The 14,897-nt window shown below is 64.3% G+C and carries 18 protein-coding genes; 8 read left to right on the forward strand and 10 right to left on the reverse strand.

The window, feature by feature from the left end:
- Positions 1 to 80 precede the first annotated feature (80 nt).
- Positions 81 to 1,490 carry a bifunctional dTDP-4-dehydrorhamnose 3,5-epimerase family protein/NAD(P)-dependent oxidoreductase gene (locus QFZ23_RS19150; RefSeq protein ID WP_306925352.1) on the reverse strand — a complete coding sequence of 470 codons (1,410 nt, stop codon included), beginning with the start codon at positions 1,488 to 1,490 and terminating at the stop codon, positions 81 to 83.
- Positions 1,491 to 1,494: 4 nt separating this feature from the next.
- Positions 1,495 to 2,493, reverse strand: coding sequence for a dTDP-glucose 4,6-dehydratase (rfbB, locus tag QFZ23_RS19155; protein ID WP_306925353.1), 999 nt, complete (start codon positions 2,491 to 2,493; stop codon positions 1,495 to 1,497).
- Positions 2,494 to 2,558: 65 nt separating this feature from the next.
- On the opposite strand from rfbB, the gene rfbA reads away from it, so the two are divergent.
- From rfbA to QFZ23_RS19170, 3 genes are all read left to right on the forward strand, one after another.
- On the forward strand, positions 2,559 to 3,464 hold the full coding sequence (gene rfbA / locus QFZ23_RS19160) for a glucose-1-phosphate thymidylyltransferase RfbA (RefSeq protein WP_306925354.1): 906 nt from the start codon (positions 2,559 to 2,561) through the stop codon (positions 3,462 to 3,464).
- A gap of 378 nt (positions 3,465 to 3,842) precedes the next feature.
- Positions 3,843 to 4,100 carry a hypothetical protein gene (locus QFZ23_RS19165; protein ID WP_306925356.1) on the forward strand — a complete coding sequence of 86 codons (258 nt, stop codon included), beginning with the start codon at positions 3,843 to 3,845 and terminating at the stop codon, positions 4,098 to 4,100.
- Positions 4,101 to 4,102: 2 nt separating this feature from the next.
- Positions 4,103 to 4,531: a hypothetical protein gene (locus QFZ23_RS19170; RefSeq protein ID WP_306925358.1), complete on the forward strand. Its 429-nt coding sequence runs from the start codon at positions 4,103 to 4,105 to the stop codon at positions 4,529 to 4,531.
- Between the two features lie 22 nt (positions 4,532 to 4,553).
- Here the strand turns inward: QFZ23_RS19170 and QFZ23_RS19175 are convergent, their stop codons facing one another.
- From QFZ23_RS19175 to QFZ23_RS19190, 4 genes are all read right to left on the reverse strand, one after another.
- Positions 4,554 to 4,901 (reverse strand): VOC family protein, encoded by a 348-nt coding sequence (locus QFZ23_RS19175; RefSeq protein ID WP_306925360.1) that lies wholly within the window; start codon positions 4,899 to 4,901, stop codon positions 4,554 to 4,556.
- Between the two features lie 20 nt (positions 4,902 to 4,921).
- Positions 4,922 to 5,110 carry a hypothetical protein gene (locus tag QFZ23_RS19180; protein WP_306925361.1) on the reverse strand — a complete coding sequence of 63 codons (189 nt, stop codon included), beginning with the start codon at positions 5,108 to 5,110 and terminating at the stop codon, positions 4,922 to 4,924.
- 269 nt (positions 5,111 to 5,379) lie between these two features.
- Positions 5,380 to 7,641: a phytase gene (locus QFZ23_RS19185; protein WP_306926939.1), complete on the reverse strand. Its 2,262-nt coding sequence runs from the start codon at positions 7,639 to 7,641 to the stop codon at positions 5,380 to 5,382.
- Positions 7,642 to 8,031: 390 nt separating this feature from the next.
- Positions 8,032 to 8,196: a TetR/AcrR family transcriptional regulator C-terminal domain-containing protein gene (locus QFZ23_RS19190; RefSeq protein WP_306926985.1), complete on the reverse strand. Its 165-nt coding sequence runs from the start codon at positions 8,194 to 8,196 to the stop codon at positions 8,032 to 8,034.
- 424 nt (positions 8,197 to 8,620) lie between these two features.
- Here QFZ23_RS19190 and QFZ23_RS19195 point away from each other — a divergent pair, with 424 nt between their 5' ends.
- Both QFZ23_RS19195 and QFZ23_RS19200 read left to right on the forward strand, forming a co-directional pair.
- Positions 8,621 to 8,824, forward strand: coding sequence for a helix-turn-helix transcriptional regulator (locus QFZ23_RS19195; RefSeq protein WP_306925363.1), 204 nt, complete (start codon positions 8,621 to 8,623; stop codon positions 8,822 to 8,824).
- Positions 8,824 to 10,017, forward strand: coding sequence for a type II toxin-antitoxin system HipA family toxin (locus QFZ23_RS19200; RefSeq protein WP_306925365.1), 1,194 nt, complete (start codon positions 8,824 to 8,826; stop codon positions 10,015 to 10,017). The genes QFZ23_RS19195 and QFZ23_RS19200 overlap by 1 nt, the downstream gene beginning before the upstream one ends.
- Here QFZ23_RS19200 and QFZ23_RS19205 read toward each other — a convergent pair.
- Positions 10,014 to 10,811 carry a helix-turn-helix transcriptional regulator gene (locus tag QFZ23_RS19205; RefSeq protein WP_306925367.1) on the reverse strand — a complete coding sequence of 266 codons (798 nt, stop codon included), beginning with the start codon at positions 10,809 to 10,811 and terminating at the stop codon, positions 10,014 to 10,016. The two genes, QFZ23_RS19200 and QFZ23_RS19205, sit on opposite strands and share 4 nt — an antisense overlap.
- A gap of 65 nt (positions 10,812 to 10,876) precedes the next feature.
- Between QFZ23_RS19205 and QFZ23_RS19210 the strand changes: the two genes are divergently transcribed.
- Positions 10,877 to 11,389, forward strand: a complete 513-nt coding sequence (locus QFZ23_RS19210; protein WP_306925368.1) for a VOC family protein — start codon at positions 10,877 to 10,879, stop codon at positions 11,387 to 11,389.
- A 43-nt stretch (positions 11,390 to 11,432) separates the two neighbouring features.
- On the opposite strand, the gene ykgO is transcribed toward QFZ23_RS19210, so the two are convergent.
- Both ykgO and QFZ23_RS19220 read right to left on the reverse strand, forming a co-directional pair.
- On the reverse strand, positions 11,433 to 11,555 hold the full coding sequence (gene ykgO / locus QFZ23_RS19215) for a type B 50S ribosomal protein L36 (protein WP_011693081.1): 123 nt from the start codon (positions 11,553 to 11,555) through the stop codon (positions 11,433 to 11,435).
- Positions 11,552 to 11,689 carry a hypothetical protein gene (locus QFZ23_RS19220; RefSeq protein ID WP_306925369.1) on the reverse strand — a complete coding sequence of 46 codons (138 nt, stop codon included), beginning with the start codon at positions 11,687 to 11,689 and terminating at the stop codon, positions 11,552 to 11,554. Before QFZ23_RS19220 ends, ykgO begins: the two co-directional genes overlap by 4 nt.
- Before the next feature lie 613 nt (positions 11,690 to 12,302).
- On the opposite strand from QFZ23_RS19220, the gene QFZ23_RS19225 reads away from it, so the two are divergent.
- Positions 12,303 to 13,214 carry a hypothetical protein gene (locus tag QFZ23_RS19225; RefSeq protein ID WP_306925371.1) on the forward strand — a complete coding sequence of 304 codons (912 nt, stop codon included), beginning with the start codon at positions 12,303 to 12,305 and terminating at the stop codon, positions 13,212 to 13,214.
- An 8-nt stretch (positions 13,215 to 13,222) separates the two neighbouring features.
- On the opposite strand, the gene QFZ23_RS19230 is transcribed toward QFZ23_RS19225, so the two are convergent.
- Positions 13,223 to 14,347, reverse strand: coding sequence for an EAL domain-containing protein (locus tag QFZ23_RS19230; protein WP_306925372.1), 1,125 nt, complete (start codon positions 14,345 to 14,347; stop codon positions 13,223 to 13,225).
- 145 nt (positions 14,348 to 14,492) lie between these two features.
- Here QFZ23_RS19230 and QFZ23_RS19235 point away from each other — a divergent pair, with 145 nt between their 5' ends.
- Positions 14,493 to 14,894 carry a YidH family protein gene (locus tag QFZ23_RS19235; RefSeq protein ID WP_306925374.1) on the forward strand — a complete coding sequence of 134 codons (402 nt, stop codon included), beginning with the start codon at positions 14,493 to 14,495 and terminating at the stop codon, positions 14,892 to 14,894.
- Positions 14,895 to 14,897: the final 3 nt, after the last annotated feature.

Here is a 14,897-nt window from a genome sequence, read left to right on the forward strand (position 1 = left end):
GCGTCAAGCAGGGCACACAGAAAAGCGCCGCTGACTTCGGGCGAAGTCAGCGGCGCTTTCGGACAGCACGCCCGGCGCATCTACGACTGCAGATACTCACTGAGCGCATCACGGGAATGCCGAGGTGAGAATCCCGCGGCACGGATCTTACCCAGGTCCAGGGCACTATTAAGCGGCCTGGGAGCCGCCGCCTTGCCTTCGAAGTACTGAGCGGCGCTGACCCCAGTCACGTCATCCCTGGATGAGCCCGCCAGTTCAAAGACGTCGGCAGCTATATCCGCCCACGACTGTGGATCTCCGTTGTTGCTGAGGTTATAGGTGCCATAGGCGGCACCGCTCTGAAGCAAGTGCCGGATGCCTGCTGCAATGTCCTGCGTGAAGGACAGCCGCCCAACCTGATCGTTGACCACCGAGGGCTTGATCCCGCGCTCCGCCAGCGACGCCATGGTACGCACGAAGTTGTTTCCTTCACCGATGACCCAGCTGGTCCGCACGATGTAATGCCTGGGGACCACGCTGATGACAGCGTCCCCAGCAGCCTTCGTCTGGCCATATACACCAAGCGGCGTGAACGCCTCGCTCTCATCATGAATGTCGCGGCCTCCGTCGAAAACATAGTCCGACGAGATGTGGACTAGCGTCAGGTCGTACTCGACGGCGATGCGGGCGAGGCGGGCCACCGCGTTGACGTTGATCTCCCACGCTGCGGCACGCCCATCCTGCGTTTCAGCCGCATCCACTGCGGTGTAAGCGGCCGCGTTGATGATGGTCGAGTAGTTCTTCCAGTTTCGGCTGCTGTATGAATCCGCGCTGGCCAGATCGAACTCCGCGCGGTTGGCGAATTCGACAGAGTCCACGCCGCCATAGATCGCTCGCAGGGCCTTGCCTAGCTGACCATCAGCGCCCAACACCAGCGTCTTCTTCGGCGCCATCGGAGCGACACCTGCCAGCCGAGGGTGCGCTTTGTCCTTGTCCGAAAGCTCTGCATTGTCGAGGGGAATCGGCCATTGGATGGCGGCGCTTTCATCGGCCAGATTCAGGAACGTGTACTGGCCCTGAGCATCTGGGGACCAGTGATCGTTTACAAGGTAGGTGTACGCCGTGTTGTCCTCGAGTGTCTGGAATGCGTTGCCAACACCTCGGGGGATGAAGATGGCTTGGCTGGCGTCCAGTTCAGCAGTGAACACGGTCCCAAAGGACGGACCTTCGCGCAGATCGACCCAGGCGCCGAAGATCCTGCCCGTGGCCACCGAGATGAACTTATCCCAGGGCTCCGCGTGAATGCCGCGGGTTGTTCCAACCTTCTCGTTGAAGGAAATGTTGTTCTGGACCGGACGGAAATCCGGCAAGCCCAGCGCGATCATCTTCTCGCGCTGCCAGTTCTCCTTGAACCAGCCGCGGTTATCCCCGTGCACCGGAAGGTCGTAGAGAACCACGCCGGGAATTGGCGTCTCCTGCGCACCAAGCGGCTTCGAAAACTCGATCGTCATGGCGCTACTGGCCCTGTTCCTTGTACTTCGCCTCTGTGGCGGCCTTCTGGGGCCGCCACCAGTCCTCGTTGTCCCGGTACCAGGCAATCGTGTCCTCAATGCCGGCATCAAAATCGGAGAACTCGGGCTGCCAGCCCAGCTCCGTACGGAGCTTCGAGGAATCGATGGCGTACCGCAGGTCATGGCCGGCGCGATCCACTACGTGGTCATAAGCGTCCGGAGCCTCGCCCATGTGCTTCAGGATCAGCTCGACGACGTCCTTGTTGTTCTTCTCGCCGTCAGCGCCGATCAGGTATGTCTCGCCGATCCGGCCCTTGGCGATAATGGCCAGGACGGCGGAGGAGTGGTCGTTGGCGTGGATCCAGTCGCGGACGTTCTCGCCCTTGCCATAGAGTTTCGGCCGGATGCCGTCAAGGACGTTGGTGATCTGGCGCGGTATGAACTTCTCGACGTGCTGGTAGGGGCCGTAGTTGTTCGAGCAGTTACTGATGGTTGCCTGCAGTCCGAAGGAGCGGACCCAGGCGCGGACCAGCAGATCAGAGCCAGCCTTCGTGGAGGAATAGGGGCTGGAGGGATTGTACGGGGTGCTCTCCGTGAAACGCTCCGGATCATCCAACTCAAGGTCCCCATACACCTCATCAGTGGAGATGTGGTGGAAGCGCTTGTCGTGCTTCCGAGCTGCCTCGATCAGCGTGTAGGTGCCGATGATGTTTGTGTCGAGGAATGGCCTCGGATCGTGCAGGGAATTGTCGTTATGTGACTCCGCCGCGTAATGAACCACGACATCACAGTCGGCAACCAGGCTATCCACTAGTGCAGCGTCAGCGATGTCCCCAACAACGAGCTGAAAGCGGTCCGCCGGCAGCCCCTCAAGGGAGGCCCGATTTCCCGCGTAAGTCAGCTTATCGAGGACGGTGACGGCGTTATTTGTGTGATTCAGGACATAGTGCACAAAATTGGAACCGATGAAACCGGCGCCACCGGTCACGAGGAATTTCTGCATGATTTCCATATTTCCATAGCGCCACGGATTTGTTTGAACCCGCAATTACGTCGAAACTAGATCCCATGCGCGGGATTATCCTCGCCGGGGGGACCGGTTCAAGACTTCATCCGATCACACAGGGCATCAGCAAGCAACTGGTTCCTGTCTACGACAAGCCGATGATCTACTATCCACTGTCGACTCTGATGCTGGCCGGCATACGGGACATCCTCATCATCACCACTCCGCACGACGCGGACCAGTTCCAGCGCCTACTAGGCGACGGCAGCCAGCTTGGCGTTAACATCACCTACACCCAGCAGCCTTCTCCCGACGGTTTGGCCCAGGCATTTGTTCTAGGTGCCGACCACATCGGCGACGGACCAGTGGCACTGGTCCTCGGAGACAACATCTTTTATGGCCCGGGCATGGGCACGCAGCTCCGCCGATTCGCGGACATCGATGGCGGCGCCATCTTCGGCTACCGCGTTGCTGACCCGACCGCGTACGGCGTCGTGGAGTTCGATGTCACGGGCAAAGTCATTTCCCTTGAGGAAAAGCCGGAGAAGCCGAAAAGCCATTACGCCGTGCCCGGGCTCTACTTTTACGACAACGACGTCGTGGAAATTGCTCGCAATCTGAAGCCGTCGCCACGCGGCGAACTGGAAATTACTGATGTGAATCGCGAATACCTGGAGCGGGGCAAGCTCCAGGTGGAGATCCTCCCCCGCGGCACCGCCTGGCTGGATACCGGCACCTTCGACTCCCTCAATGAGGCGTCAGAGTTCGTGCGCACGGTCCAAAAGCGTCAGGGCCTCTCCATTGGCTGCCCCGAGGAGATCGCTTGGCGGCTCGGCTTCCTGAGTGATGATGAGTTGCGCGAGCGCGCGGAACCGCTGGGCAAGAGCGGCTACGGCCGGTACCTGCTGGATCTGCTCGCCGAGGATGCGACGGAGAACCCGCAACGACTGGAGCTGTCTCTTCGCTAGCTGGTCAAGGCTGGCTTAGGCCCTGCCCGTGCCCCGGAAGAGGATCGAGCACGACGGATTCTCTTCCGGAAGCACCATCATCAACTGCGGGACACCTTGCCCGAACCCATCGGCCTCAACCCGCGGGTGTCGGCGACCGGGTCAACAGCGTCCGCAATGACGGCCCGAACTCATGGAACCCGGCACCAAGTCTGGATCCATGAGCTGCGCTGCCCTGCCTGAACCCTGTACAGCTCCGGAGAACAGGAGTATTTTTCAAAGCAGGGTTCTGCGTGGCTGAAGTTTTCCGCAGGAACCTCCTCCGGCATCGTGCACCGCCGGGGGAAACCCGCTGTAGCCTCACGGCGGACATCGTGCACCCCGAGGAAAGAGCCTGACGTGGCCACCTCCCATTTCCAGCAGTTCCTTCATGACGCCACCACCCCCGCCGCAGACACCGACAGCCCGCTCGGGCCGGACTGCCTGTACGGGCTGTACACAAGCTGGTGCCTGCTCCAGGGCGTGAAACCCAAACACCCCGCCGTCTTCAGGGCACGAATGCGCCTATGCGGGGCAAATGTCCGCAAGGGCAGACTGAGGATGAAGGGACGCGCCGCAGCGGACTACATCCTCTCCAGCTACCCGTTCGCCCTCTGATCATGGCACTGGGTTTCCATGGCTTCCGCCAGGACGGAACCGGCCGGCACCGTGTGCCCCCGGTGATGTGCGGACACTGCGGCACCGACCGCCATCTCACCATCAGGTCCGTCACCGGGCTGCAACACTCGCCGCCGGAGATCGTCCTCGTCGCCTACACCTGCAGCCGGTGCGGGCTCTTCAGTGAGCATCCCGCCCAGGCCGCGGACCTGTCGATGGTCCTGGCCCGTGCCGACCAGACAGGGGACGTGCTGATCTTCGGCGGACACTACATCCACTGTGGACAGCCGATGCGGAAAGCCGGGTCGGAACTCCGCCGGCTCTCCGCTCCCCTATCCACGGAAAGCACGGAGGGGCACACCCTGGATGTTTATCTCGCCACCCGGGTCCTCAGGTGCGACTGCGGCTTCCAGATGGAACTGCCGGAGTAGCCACTGGCAGGCAGAACCCGGCTTAGGCCGACTGTTTCGGCCGCCACACGCCGAAGCGGTTGCCCTGCGGGTCGAGGAGATGCGCGAACTCAATGACTCCGTTGTCGACGAAGGGGACGGCGACGCTCGCGCCGAGGGACTCGGCTTGGGCGATCGCCGCCTTCACATCGTCCACCTGCACATAGAAGATGGCCCAAGCGTTTCCGCCCAGCGAGGTGGTGTCCCACAGACCGCCCTTGTCGCCGTTCACCATCCGATAGCTGGCCGGCGAGGGTTCCCCAAAGGTCCAGTCGAATAGTGGGCCGTAAAAGTTCCGTGCGGCATCCGGGTCGGGCGAACCGATCTCGAAGTAGTTGACTATGGCGGCCATCGCAGTGTCCTTTCGAATCGCTAGGGCATGAACTTGTGCAGATCGTTGACGGTCTCTTCGCGAGGCGACGTGAACCCGCCCTCGCCGGGGTGAACAGCTGCGATTGTGGCCTCATACTGCTCCTTGGTGCCCCCGGCGAAGAAGTGCACGATTCCGTACGGTGCGGCGTTCCTATCTGCTCCTTGACTGACCCGGATTGAGCTGGACATGCCAACCAATGGACCCCGCCATCCGCGATGTCAATGGCGCCAACCCTGAACCGCGGAGACCTGCGTGGCCCTGGGAGCGCTCGGCGTGTGACCGGTACTGTCCCCATGAGGCCCGGCCGGCACTGCTCAAGCATGGCGGCGGGCTCCGTTCTCTGTCCTAACCCGCTGCCCAAATACAGAATCGCTTCCATCTCCTCAATCATGCTTTGTCGCCGCGGCTCGCAGCGCCGCTCGTCCTGTCTTTGGGCCTGAGCGCCGGTACGGGCGAGTTACGGAGCCTTCGGTCGAAGCGCAACCAGCCAACCGGCCCACTCTCGAGCGGCGCTAAAGTTCCATGTCTTTGCGCCGCTTGGTCCCGCGATCGGCTGAATGCCGTCGGCAATTTCAAAGCGACGTGCGCCGGCCTCGACTGCCTGGGTCATGCCGGCCGGCGAGGTGAGGGTGACCGAGGCGGAGTTGACGCTCATGCATCCGACCAGCATCGCGTTCGCGGCTGTGGCCGTCACTGCCGGGACGGTTCCCGCAGATGCCGCCGCGCCGGACGCGGACGTGGCAGCGGTATCAAGCCCTGATGCGCCGGAATACCTTGCTATGCCCCCTCCGCTCGTCGTCGAAGTTGTCGTCCAGGAATAGCTCGCCGACTCGGACGCAGTGGCCACCTTGTAGTAGCCGTAGACTTTCGGGTTTGCGATGGCGGTCACCGCGGCCAGCCGTGTCCAACCAGCCGGGGCACCTGTCGCGGTGACGCTGCCGCCGTTCAGGGAGAGACAGCTGACGAGGACATCTCCCTGGGCCACATTGGCCGGCTTGGGAATCGAAAGCGTGGTGCTGGCTGCGGTGTTCGTGGCCTGGCTCACCGACCCGCGGACGATGCCGCCGCCGCCCGGGTCGCTGGGACTGACGCTCCAGGTCTGCGTCGCCGCCGTCGCATCGGTGTTCCCGGCTGCGTCAGTGGCCCAGACACTGAATGTGTGGGACCCCGTCGACAACCCGGTGTAGGCCTGGGGCGAGGTGCACGCCACGCGCGGCACACCATCCAGGCTGCACTGGAACGTCGAATTGGCTTCATTGGAGGTGAATGCGAAGGAGGCGCTGGTCGAGGTCGATGTCGCAGGTGGTCCCGACGTGATCGTAGTCTCCGGGGGCGTGGTGTCCCCCGGCGGCGTCGTCGTGTCCACAGTCCACGTATAGCTGGCGGGGGTCGGGTCAGCGCCGTTCTGGTCAGAGGCACGAACCCGGAAGGTATGCGCGCCATCGGACAGTCCTGTGTACGACACCGGACTGGTGCAGTTGGCGAATGCTGCAGAGTCAAGCGAGCAGGCGAAGGTCGCGCTGGTCGATGTCGAGGTGAAGCTGAACTGGGCCGATGTGGAGCTCGTCGGGTTGGCCGGCCTGCTCGTGATCGTTGTGTCCGGGGGCGCTGGAGCGGGGGTCCCGGCCCCGATTTTGCGCGGGTCGTAGGCCGCATCGACGAGTAGAGCCGGCGTGTAGGCGGCAGCGATGGACTGCCACGGCACCGCCTTGAAGTTCTGGCGCTGCCCGCCGTCGTTGGCGGTGTCCTGTGTGACGAAAAATCCTTGGGGGAAGGGCGCGCCGACGCCGAAGTTGGTGACGTCTATCCCGTCCATGCCCGTGACAGCGTCGATCCCGTTCCCGGCCGGGATGGCGAAGGCTCCCAGCGGCCGGTTGTCATCGCGGGCGTAGACGTGGAATCGGTTGGAGCCCTGGCTCGCGGCCAGCAGATAACCGGCGCCGCCGCTACCGTAGTAGATGCTGATGCCCTTGATGTCCTGGACGATGTCGCCGCCTACCTCGGTGGTGCTGACAACTTTCGTCCCGGTAGTCGAGTCCCCGGGCTCGGCGCCGTAGCGCCAGATTCCGCCGATGTCCTCCTGCGCAATGTAGAGCCGCTTCATCTCATCATCCGCCACCAGGCCTTCGGTGTGGGCGGGACCGCTCACCGTCCAACTGCGCACTAGCCGGCCGGTAACTGATCCGGTGGAACCGTCAAGTTCCCACTGCTCGACTTTGCCGACATCGGTGACATAGACGTAGTACTTACCGGTGTCCGGGGAGTGGTAGAAGGAGAACCCGCGGGGCGTGGCGATGTTGGCAGTGGGGGCGAAGCTGCCGACCTTCGTCAGCGAGCGGTCCGCCTCGTTGACCTTGTAGAAGTCAAGGCTGCGTACGCGGTTCGAGGCACCGACCAGGCCGACGCGGCTGCCGCCGAGGGGGAAGTTGTAGCGGACATCAACATTGTTCATCCGTCCGTCGGGATAGTAGAACAACTCCCGCCCAGACAGGTCGTAGACGACAAGGCCGTGCCCGTCAGTGCTTTTGTCCGTGCCGATTATCGTGCTTTTCGACGGGTCGGTGGGATGGATCCAGATGGCGGGGTCGTCCGCGGCATCCCCCGTTCCGTGTATGGGGGCCGTCTCGACTGTTGCGCTCACCTGCCCCACCGCGGCACTCGCGACCGGAGCGGCGAGCCCCACATGTAGTCCAGCGAGTAGTCCAGCCACCGTCAGCATGGAAGCAAACTTCGATTTGTGTGTCACTTCTGGCCTCCAAAGCTTGCCGCCCGCCCCTTGTTTCTTTGGACAACTCGGCACAGAGGGTCGATGACTAGCGGGAGACAAAGATCTATTCCACGCACCTTATAAAAACCTTGGGACACCCCCTTCATTTCCGATTGCAGGCTCCTCCCAGCTACACCGCCGGGTGCTGCGGACTGAGACTCCCGGCGCGCACACAGCATGGCCCCCAGGTGCGACCATCCGCCGTCACGGGCTCACACGGTCTGGAGCTGCCACTGGAAAGCGTCTGGCGGCCAGCTTCCGCTGCCGCTGCCGACACCGCCGGCAGCTGGTCTACATCGCCGACCTCGGCACCGCCGCCGGTCCCTCCGTTATTGATCATGTTCAGCTCGGGGTGGCTGAAGAACTTCTCGCCCTCGCGAGGCCTTCGAGGACCAGGTCCAACCCGAATTCGAACTCCGCACCGTAGTCATAACCGGGTTTCATGACGTGCTCGACGGAGAATTCCACGAGGTGGGGATAGTCCTCGGCAGAATACTGACCCATCATCCGCTCAGCGACTTCGGTGACGGCTTCGGGGCCGTTGATTGGGCGTGGCCTCGGAGAGGGCGAAGCCGTAGACGTACGCGTCGATCAAGGCAAAGGCGTGGGCGCGCTGATAACCAAATTCACTGTTTAGGTGGCGGCGTCGGCTGGCTGACCCGCACCTACGGCCTGAGCCTGGACAACCTGGACTCCGTGGACGTCGTTACTGCCGATTGGCGGTACGCAAACACCCCGCAGGGGTGCAGAGCCAGGCCAGACGTGGTGCCCACTCCGGCAATATTCTGCCGATCAGGCTGCCAGGCCGGGCGCCCGGACCCAGGGAGAGGCAAAAGCGGCAATATGTTGCCGAAATGCGTCAAGTGGGGCAGACTGTGGTTCGGGAAGGTCGAAAACGGCAACATCATGCCGATGAGAAGCGGGACGGATAGTGGAAGTAGGAGACGTAAAGGGCATCGGGCTGTCAGTCCGTTCGGCGCGTAAGGATGCAGGCCTGAACCAGAGCGACTTGGCCGATCTGGCCGGAGTCTCGGAGCGCACCGTCCGGGCCATCGAGACAGGCACCGGCAACCCCACGCTAGCAGCTGTCGTCTCTGTCGCGAACGTCCTCGGCCTGCACGTGGCGGCCGCGTAATGGCCGGCGACCTGCAGCGACTGCGCTTCCTCCCGGCCGCCGACGTCTACAAACAGGGGGAGCTGGCAGGCCGACTGGCCAGGACCGAGAACGGCGGTACCGAGTTCACCTATGCCCCGGATTACCTGAAGGCAGGGCTGCCCGGCATTGCCACCACACTGCCACCGGCAGAGGCGCCCATTGTCACGCACGGAGGCGGCCTGCCTGCGTTCTTCGCCGGCCTGCTGCCCGAAGGTCACCGGCTGACCGTGCTGAAGAACGCCGCCAAGACCAGCCTCGACGATGAGCTGACGCTGATCATGGCCGTCGGTGCCGACGTGCCAGGCGACGTGCAGATCGTCCCGGCAGGCGAAGCGCCAGCCGAGCCCGAGCCCCTGGCGGACACGACGGATCCGGCCGCCCTGGACTTCGCTGTCCTCGCCGAAGCGCTCGACCTGCACGGACTGCCCGGCGTTCAGCCCAAAGTCAGCGCTTCCATGCTGTCCGCGCCGCTGGCTTTGGGCAGCGGCAGATACATCCTCAAGATGAACCCGCCCACGCACGCCAACCTTATCCAGAACGAGGCGGCCCACCTGGCTGCAGCGAAGGTGCTGAAAATCCCCACCGCGACCGCCAGTGTGGTCCATGACAAAAACGGGTTGCCCGGCCTGCTCGTCACGCGCTTTGACCGGGTCAGTGACGGCGGGCAGTGGATGCACCTGCCAATGGAGGACGGAGCGCAGGTTTTGGGACTGCCGCCGGCATCAAAGTACAACGTGGCTGCCGAAGAGGTGGTCACAGCCCTTGCCGGGGTATCCAAGGCCCCAGCGGTGGCCGCCCGGAACCTGTACCTGCAGTTTTTGTTCGCCTGGCTTACCGGCAACGGGGACCTGCACGCCAAGAACGTGGCCGTCCTGGGCGGCCGGAACGGCGGCTACGTCGTCGCGCCCATCTATGACGTGCCCTGCACGCTCATCTACGGCGACATCACCATGGCACTGCCGATCGCGGGCAAATCGAAGAACCTGAGGGCGCGGCACTGGGCCGAGTTCGCAGCCGAGATCGGCCTGCCGCAGAGGGCCGCCGCATCGGCCAACGCCGCCGCCCTCAAGGCCGCAGCCTCCGTGGATCTCGAAACACTGCCGTTCCACGGGTCCCCACTAAACCGGGCCGTAAGGGAGCTGCGCCACCGCCGGGCGGAACTAACCGGTTAGGACCCGTCGCCTGCAACCGCCCGCCGGTACGTGCTCGGGGTGAAGCCCAGGTACTTCTGAAAGTCATTCGTCAGGTGTGCGTGGTCGGCGTACCCGAGCTCGGCGGCTATCGCTGCCAAATCCGCTGAAGCATCCATTCGCGTCCGCTCGGCAGCGTCCTGAAGCCTTCGACGGCGGATCAGCGCGGCAGGGCTGAGGCCGATGTACTTCTTGGCCACACGCTGCAGGGTCCGCTGCGAAACCGCCAGCGCAACCGCCGCGTCCTCGACCCGGACCACCGAGGCGTCCGAACCGATGAGGTCCATCAGCCGGTTGGCCAGCAACGCCTCCCCGGACACCGTGGGCCCTGCAACGCAAGCCAGCCACCCCGCGAAGGCATCCACTGCCCGCGCGCGGCGAGTCTCGCCGTCGTGCGTGTTCATGGCCTCCGAGACGGAAAGGTGCAGTCCTTCCGCGGCCACAGCCATCTCCGTGTCCCGCAGGCCGGAGGGATCGTCGGTGAACAGCGGCACGGCCGCGGGCCGCAGCAGCGCACCGACCGCCCAGCCCCGTCCGGCCAAGTCCTGATAGGCGGCCCGGGTAGTCGGACCGGAGAAGACCACGCCGTCGGGCTGCACCACCAGGTTGGAGCCGGGGTACGCGATCAGGTGCTGGCGGGATGTGCGGCCGGGCTCGATGTTCCACTCCGGAATCCAGAACCACTGGACCAGGTCCGCCACGGAGGCCGGCGCTGGAAGGCGGTGAAAACTGGGAAGCCGGGCCGGGTAAAGGATCCCCTTGTACGAACTCTCCACAGGTCCCCTCAGACTGTCGCGAATCTCCAAGCGCCGCCGCTGACGGGGCACGTAGCGTCATAGACATGACAGATACTACAAGCACCGAATCGACCACGGCCGCCCACGGAGAGCACACCACGCACGGAATTCCGAATGGCCTGACGAGCCTCACGCCGTTCCTTGCTGTGACCAACGCCCGGGAAGCGATCGCCTTCTACAAGGACGTGTTCGGCGCCCGCGTGGTCGGCGCCACGGAGATGGGCGGAGTAGTGGTTCACGCGGAACTCGACTTCGGGAACGGCCACCTCCAGCTCGGCGAACCCAACCCGGAATACCATCTGGTTCCGGCGCCGGAGGGTGAAAATGACTGCTACTCCCTTGGCCTCTACTGCCCTGACGCAGACACCCTGGTGCAGCGCGCAGTGCAGGCCGGAGCCACGGTCCGCGAGCCACTGGCCACGTTTGTCTCAGGTGACCGTTACGCCAGCATCCGGGACCCCTTCGGCGTCCGCTGGTCTGTCATGACCCGCGTGGAAGACCTCTCCGAAGAGGAATGCAACCGCCGGGTCGAAGAATGGGCGGCGCAGCAGGGCTAACGCTGGTGCCGGTCCGTCCGTGGTGGGAGCGCCGCGCACCCGGTCAGCCTTGCCGCGCTTTCATCCGCGGGTTTTTCTTGTTGATGACGAAGGTGCGGCCGCGGCGGCGAACAATCTGGGCGCCCGGTATTTTTTTCAGCGCCCGCAGCGAGTTTCGTACTTTCATGAGTTGCTCCTTTGTGTTGTTTCGGTAGTCGGGTTCAGGTCGAAGGGGTCTTGGATGGTGCCGGGGCTGGAGGCCATCTCCGCTTCGGTCAGTTCGCAGCCGGTGAGCAGCGCAGCGATTTCGGTGGCGTCCACCTCATCGCCTGTGACCCGATGCCTTGAACGGCGATCCTGCAAATCTGGTGCTGATGCCACCCAGAGCCGGCCGCGGAGCCAGCAGGATCCTTCAGCGAGGGACGCCAGGGCGTGGCGGAAGCGTCCAGGCGCACGGTACAGCTAAGGCATCCGTGTTCCAGTAGCGACTCTTCCCGCTCAAGGCGGCGGCCCTCTTTGAAGGTCCTGCGGATGACGAGCCCGTCATCCAAGAGATCGTGGAATACGACAAGGGCGTCCGGGGAATCCGCAGCCAAGGCCGCACAGGCCGTCTGCCGGCTGAAAACATCCAGGGAGCTCACAACGGTTACGCGCATGCCAGAAAGGCTACATGAGAATGATTCTCATGTACAAGCAGAGCGCCCATCGCAAGGTTTTCCCACGCTGCCCTGCTTAGCATCGGAGGTGTCATTCCGGTCTGGGCCCTTTGGAGGCAGGCGCCAATGAATCTTCTCGGGCTCACGGACCTTTACCACGCGGTCCACATCACGGGACTGGCAACATCCTGGGCCGCAGGCGGCCACGTCCTCGGCGGTCGGGCGCTTCGCGGCCCAGGGACTATTGCGGTTCTGACCGCACGACTGCCGGGGCCCCGATGAAAGCCGGACGAACCCTCGTCGTTGCCTGTCTTTTGTTCGCTTGGCAGGTTGCCCAGGTCCAAGCGGCAAGCGCAGGGGGTTCCCCGCCGCCTGACCACGCCGTGCTGGGCTACGACATCTCCTGGCCCCAGTGCGGCAGCGATCTTCCGGAACCTAAGGGGTTCGCCGTCATCGGCGTAAACGGCGGGCGGCCGAACACCACGAACCCCTGCCTGGCCGCGCAGCTGACCTGGGCAGCCCGCTTTTCGGGTCCGGCGAAGAGGACCCCCGTGGCACTGTATGTCAATACAGCCAATCCCGGAGCCGCAGCCCACTGGTGGCCCAGATCAAACGCCTATCGGGGAGCCAACGTCAGAAACCCCTACGGGGAGTGCCACGGCACCGACACCGCGGCCTGTGCGTACATGTACGGGTATGCCATGGCCTACGACGACGTCAACCACCGCGGCGTCACCGATGCCGCGCACCATATCTGGTGGTTGGATGTGGAAACCGGGAACAGCTGGTCACCCGACCGTGCAGCCAACGCCGCAGATTTGGAGGGCATGACCGCATACCTGCAGAGCATCGGAGCAGAAGTGGGCATCTATTCCACCACCTACCAGTTCCGCGAAATTGCCGGCACCGTTGGTCCCGGCAGCAACCTGAACAAACTCAACAGCTGGATCGCCGGGGCAACCTCCAGAGCCTCTGCCCGGGCCTACTGTTCCTCTCCGCCCCTCACATCCGGCGGAACCGTTGCACTAACGCAGTTCACCGCGGGACGTTTCGACTACGACTACCCATGCCTTCCCATCCCGTCGAAGCCTCCGGCGACACCGCCGAAACCCCGGCATCCACCGGATCCGCCGAAAGCCCTGGATCGGCCGGATCCACCCCGCGCGCCATCATTCATGCGCTTCTACTAGACCGGGAATCAGTGCCCGTCCGGCTGCTGTGGCCATCCGGCCGTGTGCCGCCCGTGGCGGTTTTGGACTGCCGTGGCGGGACGGGCCCAGGTGGCCCATTCCTTGACGTCGATCGTGGGCCTTCCCAGGAAGTGGCCTTGGCCGGCGGCCACTGCCAGCCGGGTCAGGACCGCAAGTTCGGCGGCGGTTTCGATTCCGACGGCGGCCAGCGCCGCCCCGGTCTGCCGACCGAATTCGACAAGGTCGGCCACCAGGTACTGGCGGCTTGGATCGGCGTCGATGCCTGCAACCAGGCCGCGGCCGATCTTGATGAGGTCCGGCCGAAGGGAACGGATATGGCGCATGGAGGCAGCGTCCGTGCCCGCCTCATCGACCGCCAGCCCCATGCCGGAATTGCGCAGCGGCGTCAGGACGTCCAGCAGGGGGCCCAGTTGGCCCGACTGGAGCGGCTCGGTGAGTTCCAGCATGATCCGGGACGGTCCCAAAGGCGCGCGTTCCAGGAATCCGGGCAGCCGGGGATCCAGGCATACGGCCGGGGAGAGATTCAAGGCGACGACCAGATGGTGTGGGAGATCCTGCGCGGCGGCCACAGCCGCCTGCAGCGCTGAGAACTCCAGATCCGCGCCCAACCCGACGGCGGCGGCATTCTTGAACCAGGAACCTGCACCGCTGCCGTCTTCCTCCCACAAGAACCGCGTCAGGGCCTCCGCCCCGATGACACCACCGCGGCCGAGATCATGGACCGGCTGGAACGCCGTGACGAGCATGCCGCCATGCAGGATCGCCTCGATGGCCGCCTGTCCGCGGCCGGGAACACTGATCTGTTCCCCGGCCGCAGGCCGGGGAACATCCTGCCTGTTGGGATTTGGCCTGTTGTTGGCTTGGCGGTTGTTGGCTTGCCGGGCCAGGGAGCGGGTGAACACCAGGTGCTCATGGAGTGCTGCTTCCGGATTTCCGGGATGCGCCGCCACATGCTCCCTCAGCCGCTCCCGGACCTCGGCTCCTTCCGGATCAGTGCCGGCCAGGACTGCCTCGATGATCTCGTAGGCCTGTTTCCGCACCAGCGGGGCCGCGGAGCCGGGCCGGTCGTCCGGCCGGGTGTCATCGTCGTCGGGGAACCGGGTATTGTCCAATGGGCACTCCTCTGGTTCCGGGCTGCTGGCCGCTGGCTGGACTTTCTGCCTCTGGATGCATCATAAGCGCGGGTGAGCCGCATTTACGCGTCTGTGACAATAATTTCACGGACCTGTAAACAACAGCACTGGCTAGACTGTGACCGTGCCGTCCACCCCGCTTCCCCCGCCCGGCCCCGGCTCCCGCCGCAGCCGGTTCGCCGAAAAGCTCCTGCCCGGCGGCACCGAACCTGACCCGCGGTTCACCCTGGCCAACGAGCGCACGTTCCTGGCGTGGATCCGCACCTCCCTGGCGCTCCTGGCCGGCGGCATTGCGGTGGAGGCCTTCACCACGGACGTCTTCCCGGAGCCCATCCGCCGCGGGCTGTCGGTCCTTCTCCTTCTGTTGGGCATGCTGCTGAGCGCGGGCTCCGCCATTCGCTGGCTGCGGGTTGAGGCCAGCCTGCGCTCGAACCGGCCGCTGCCCCTGCCGCTGATCGGTCCGCTGCTCGCCGCCGGCTGTGCCGTCGCGGCGGCGGTGGTGATCGCCGTTATCGTTCTGGCCTGACCC

It is taken from the genome of Arthrobacter globiformis, assembly GCF_030818015.1.
Classification (GTDB): domain Bacteria; phylum Actinomycetota; class Actinomycetes; order Actinomycetales; family Micrococcaceae; genus Arthrobacter; species Arthrobacter globiformis_C.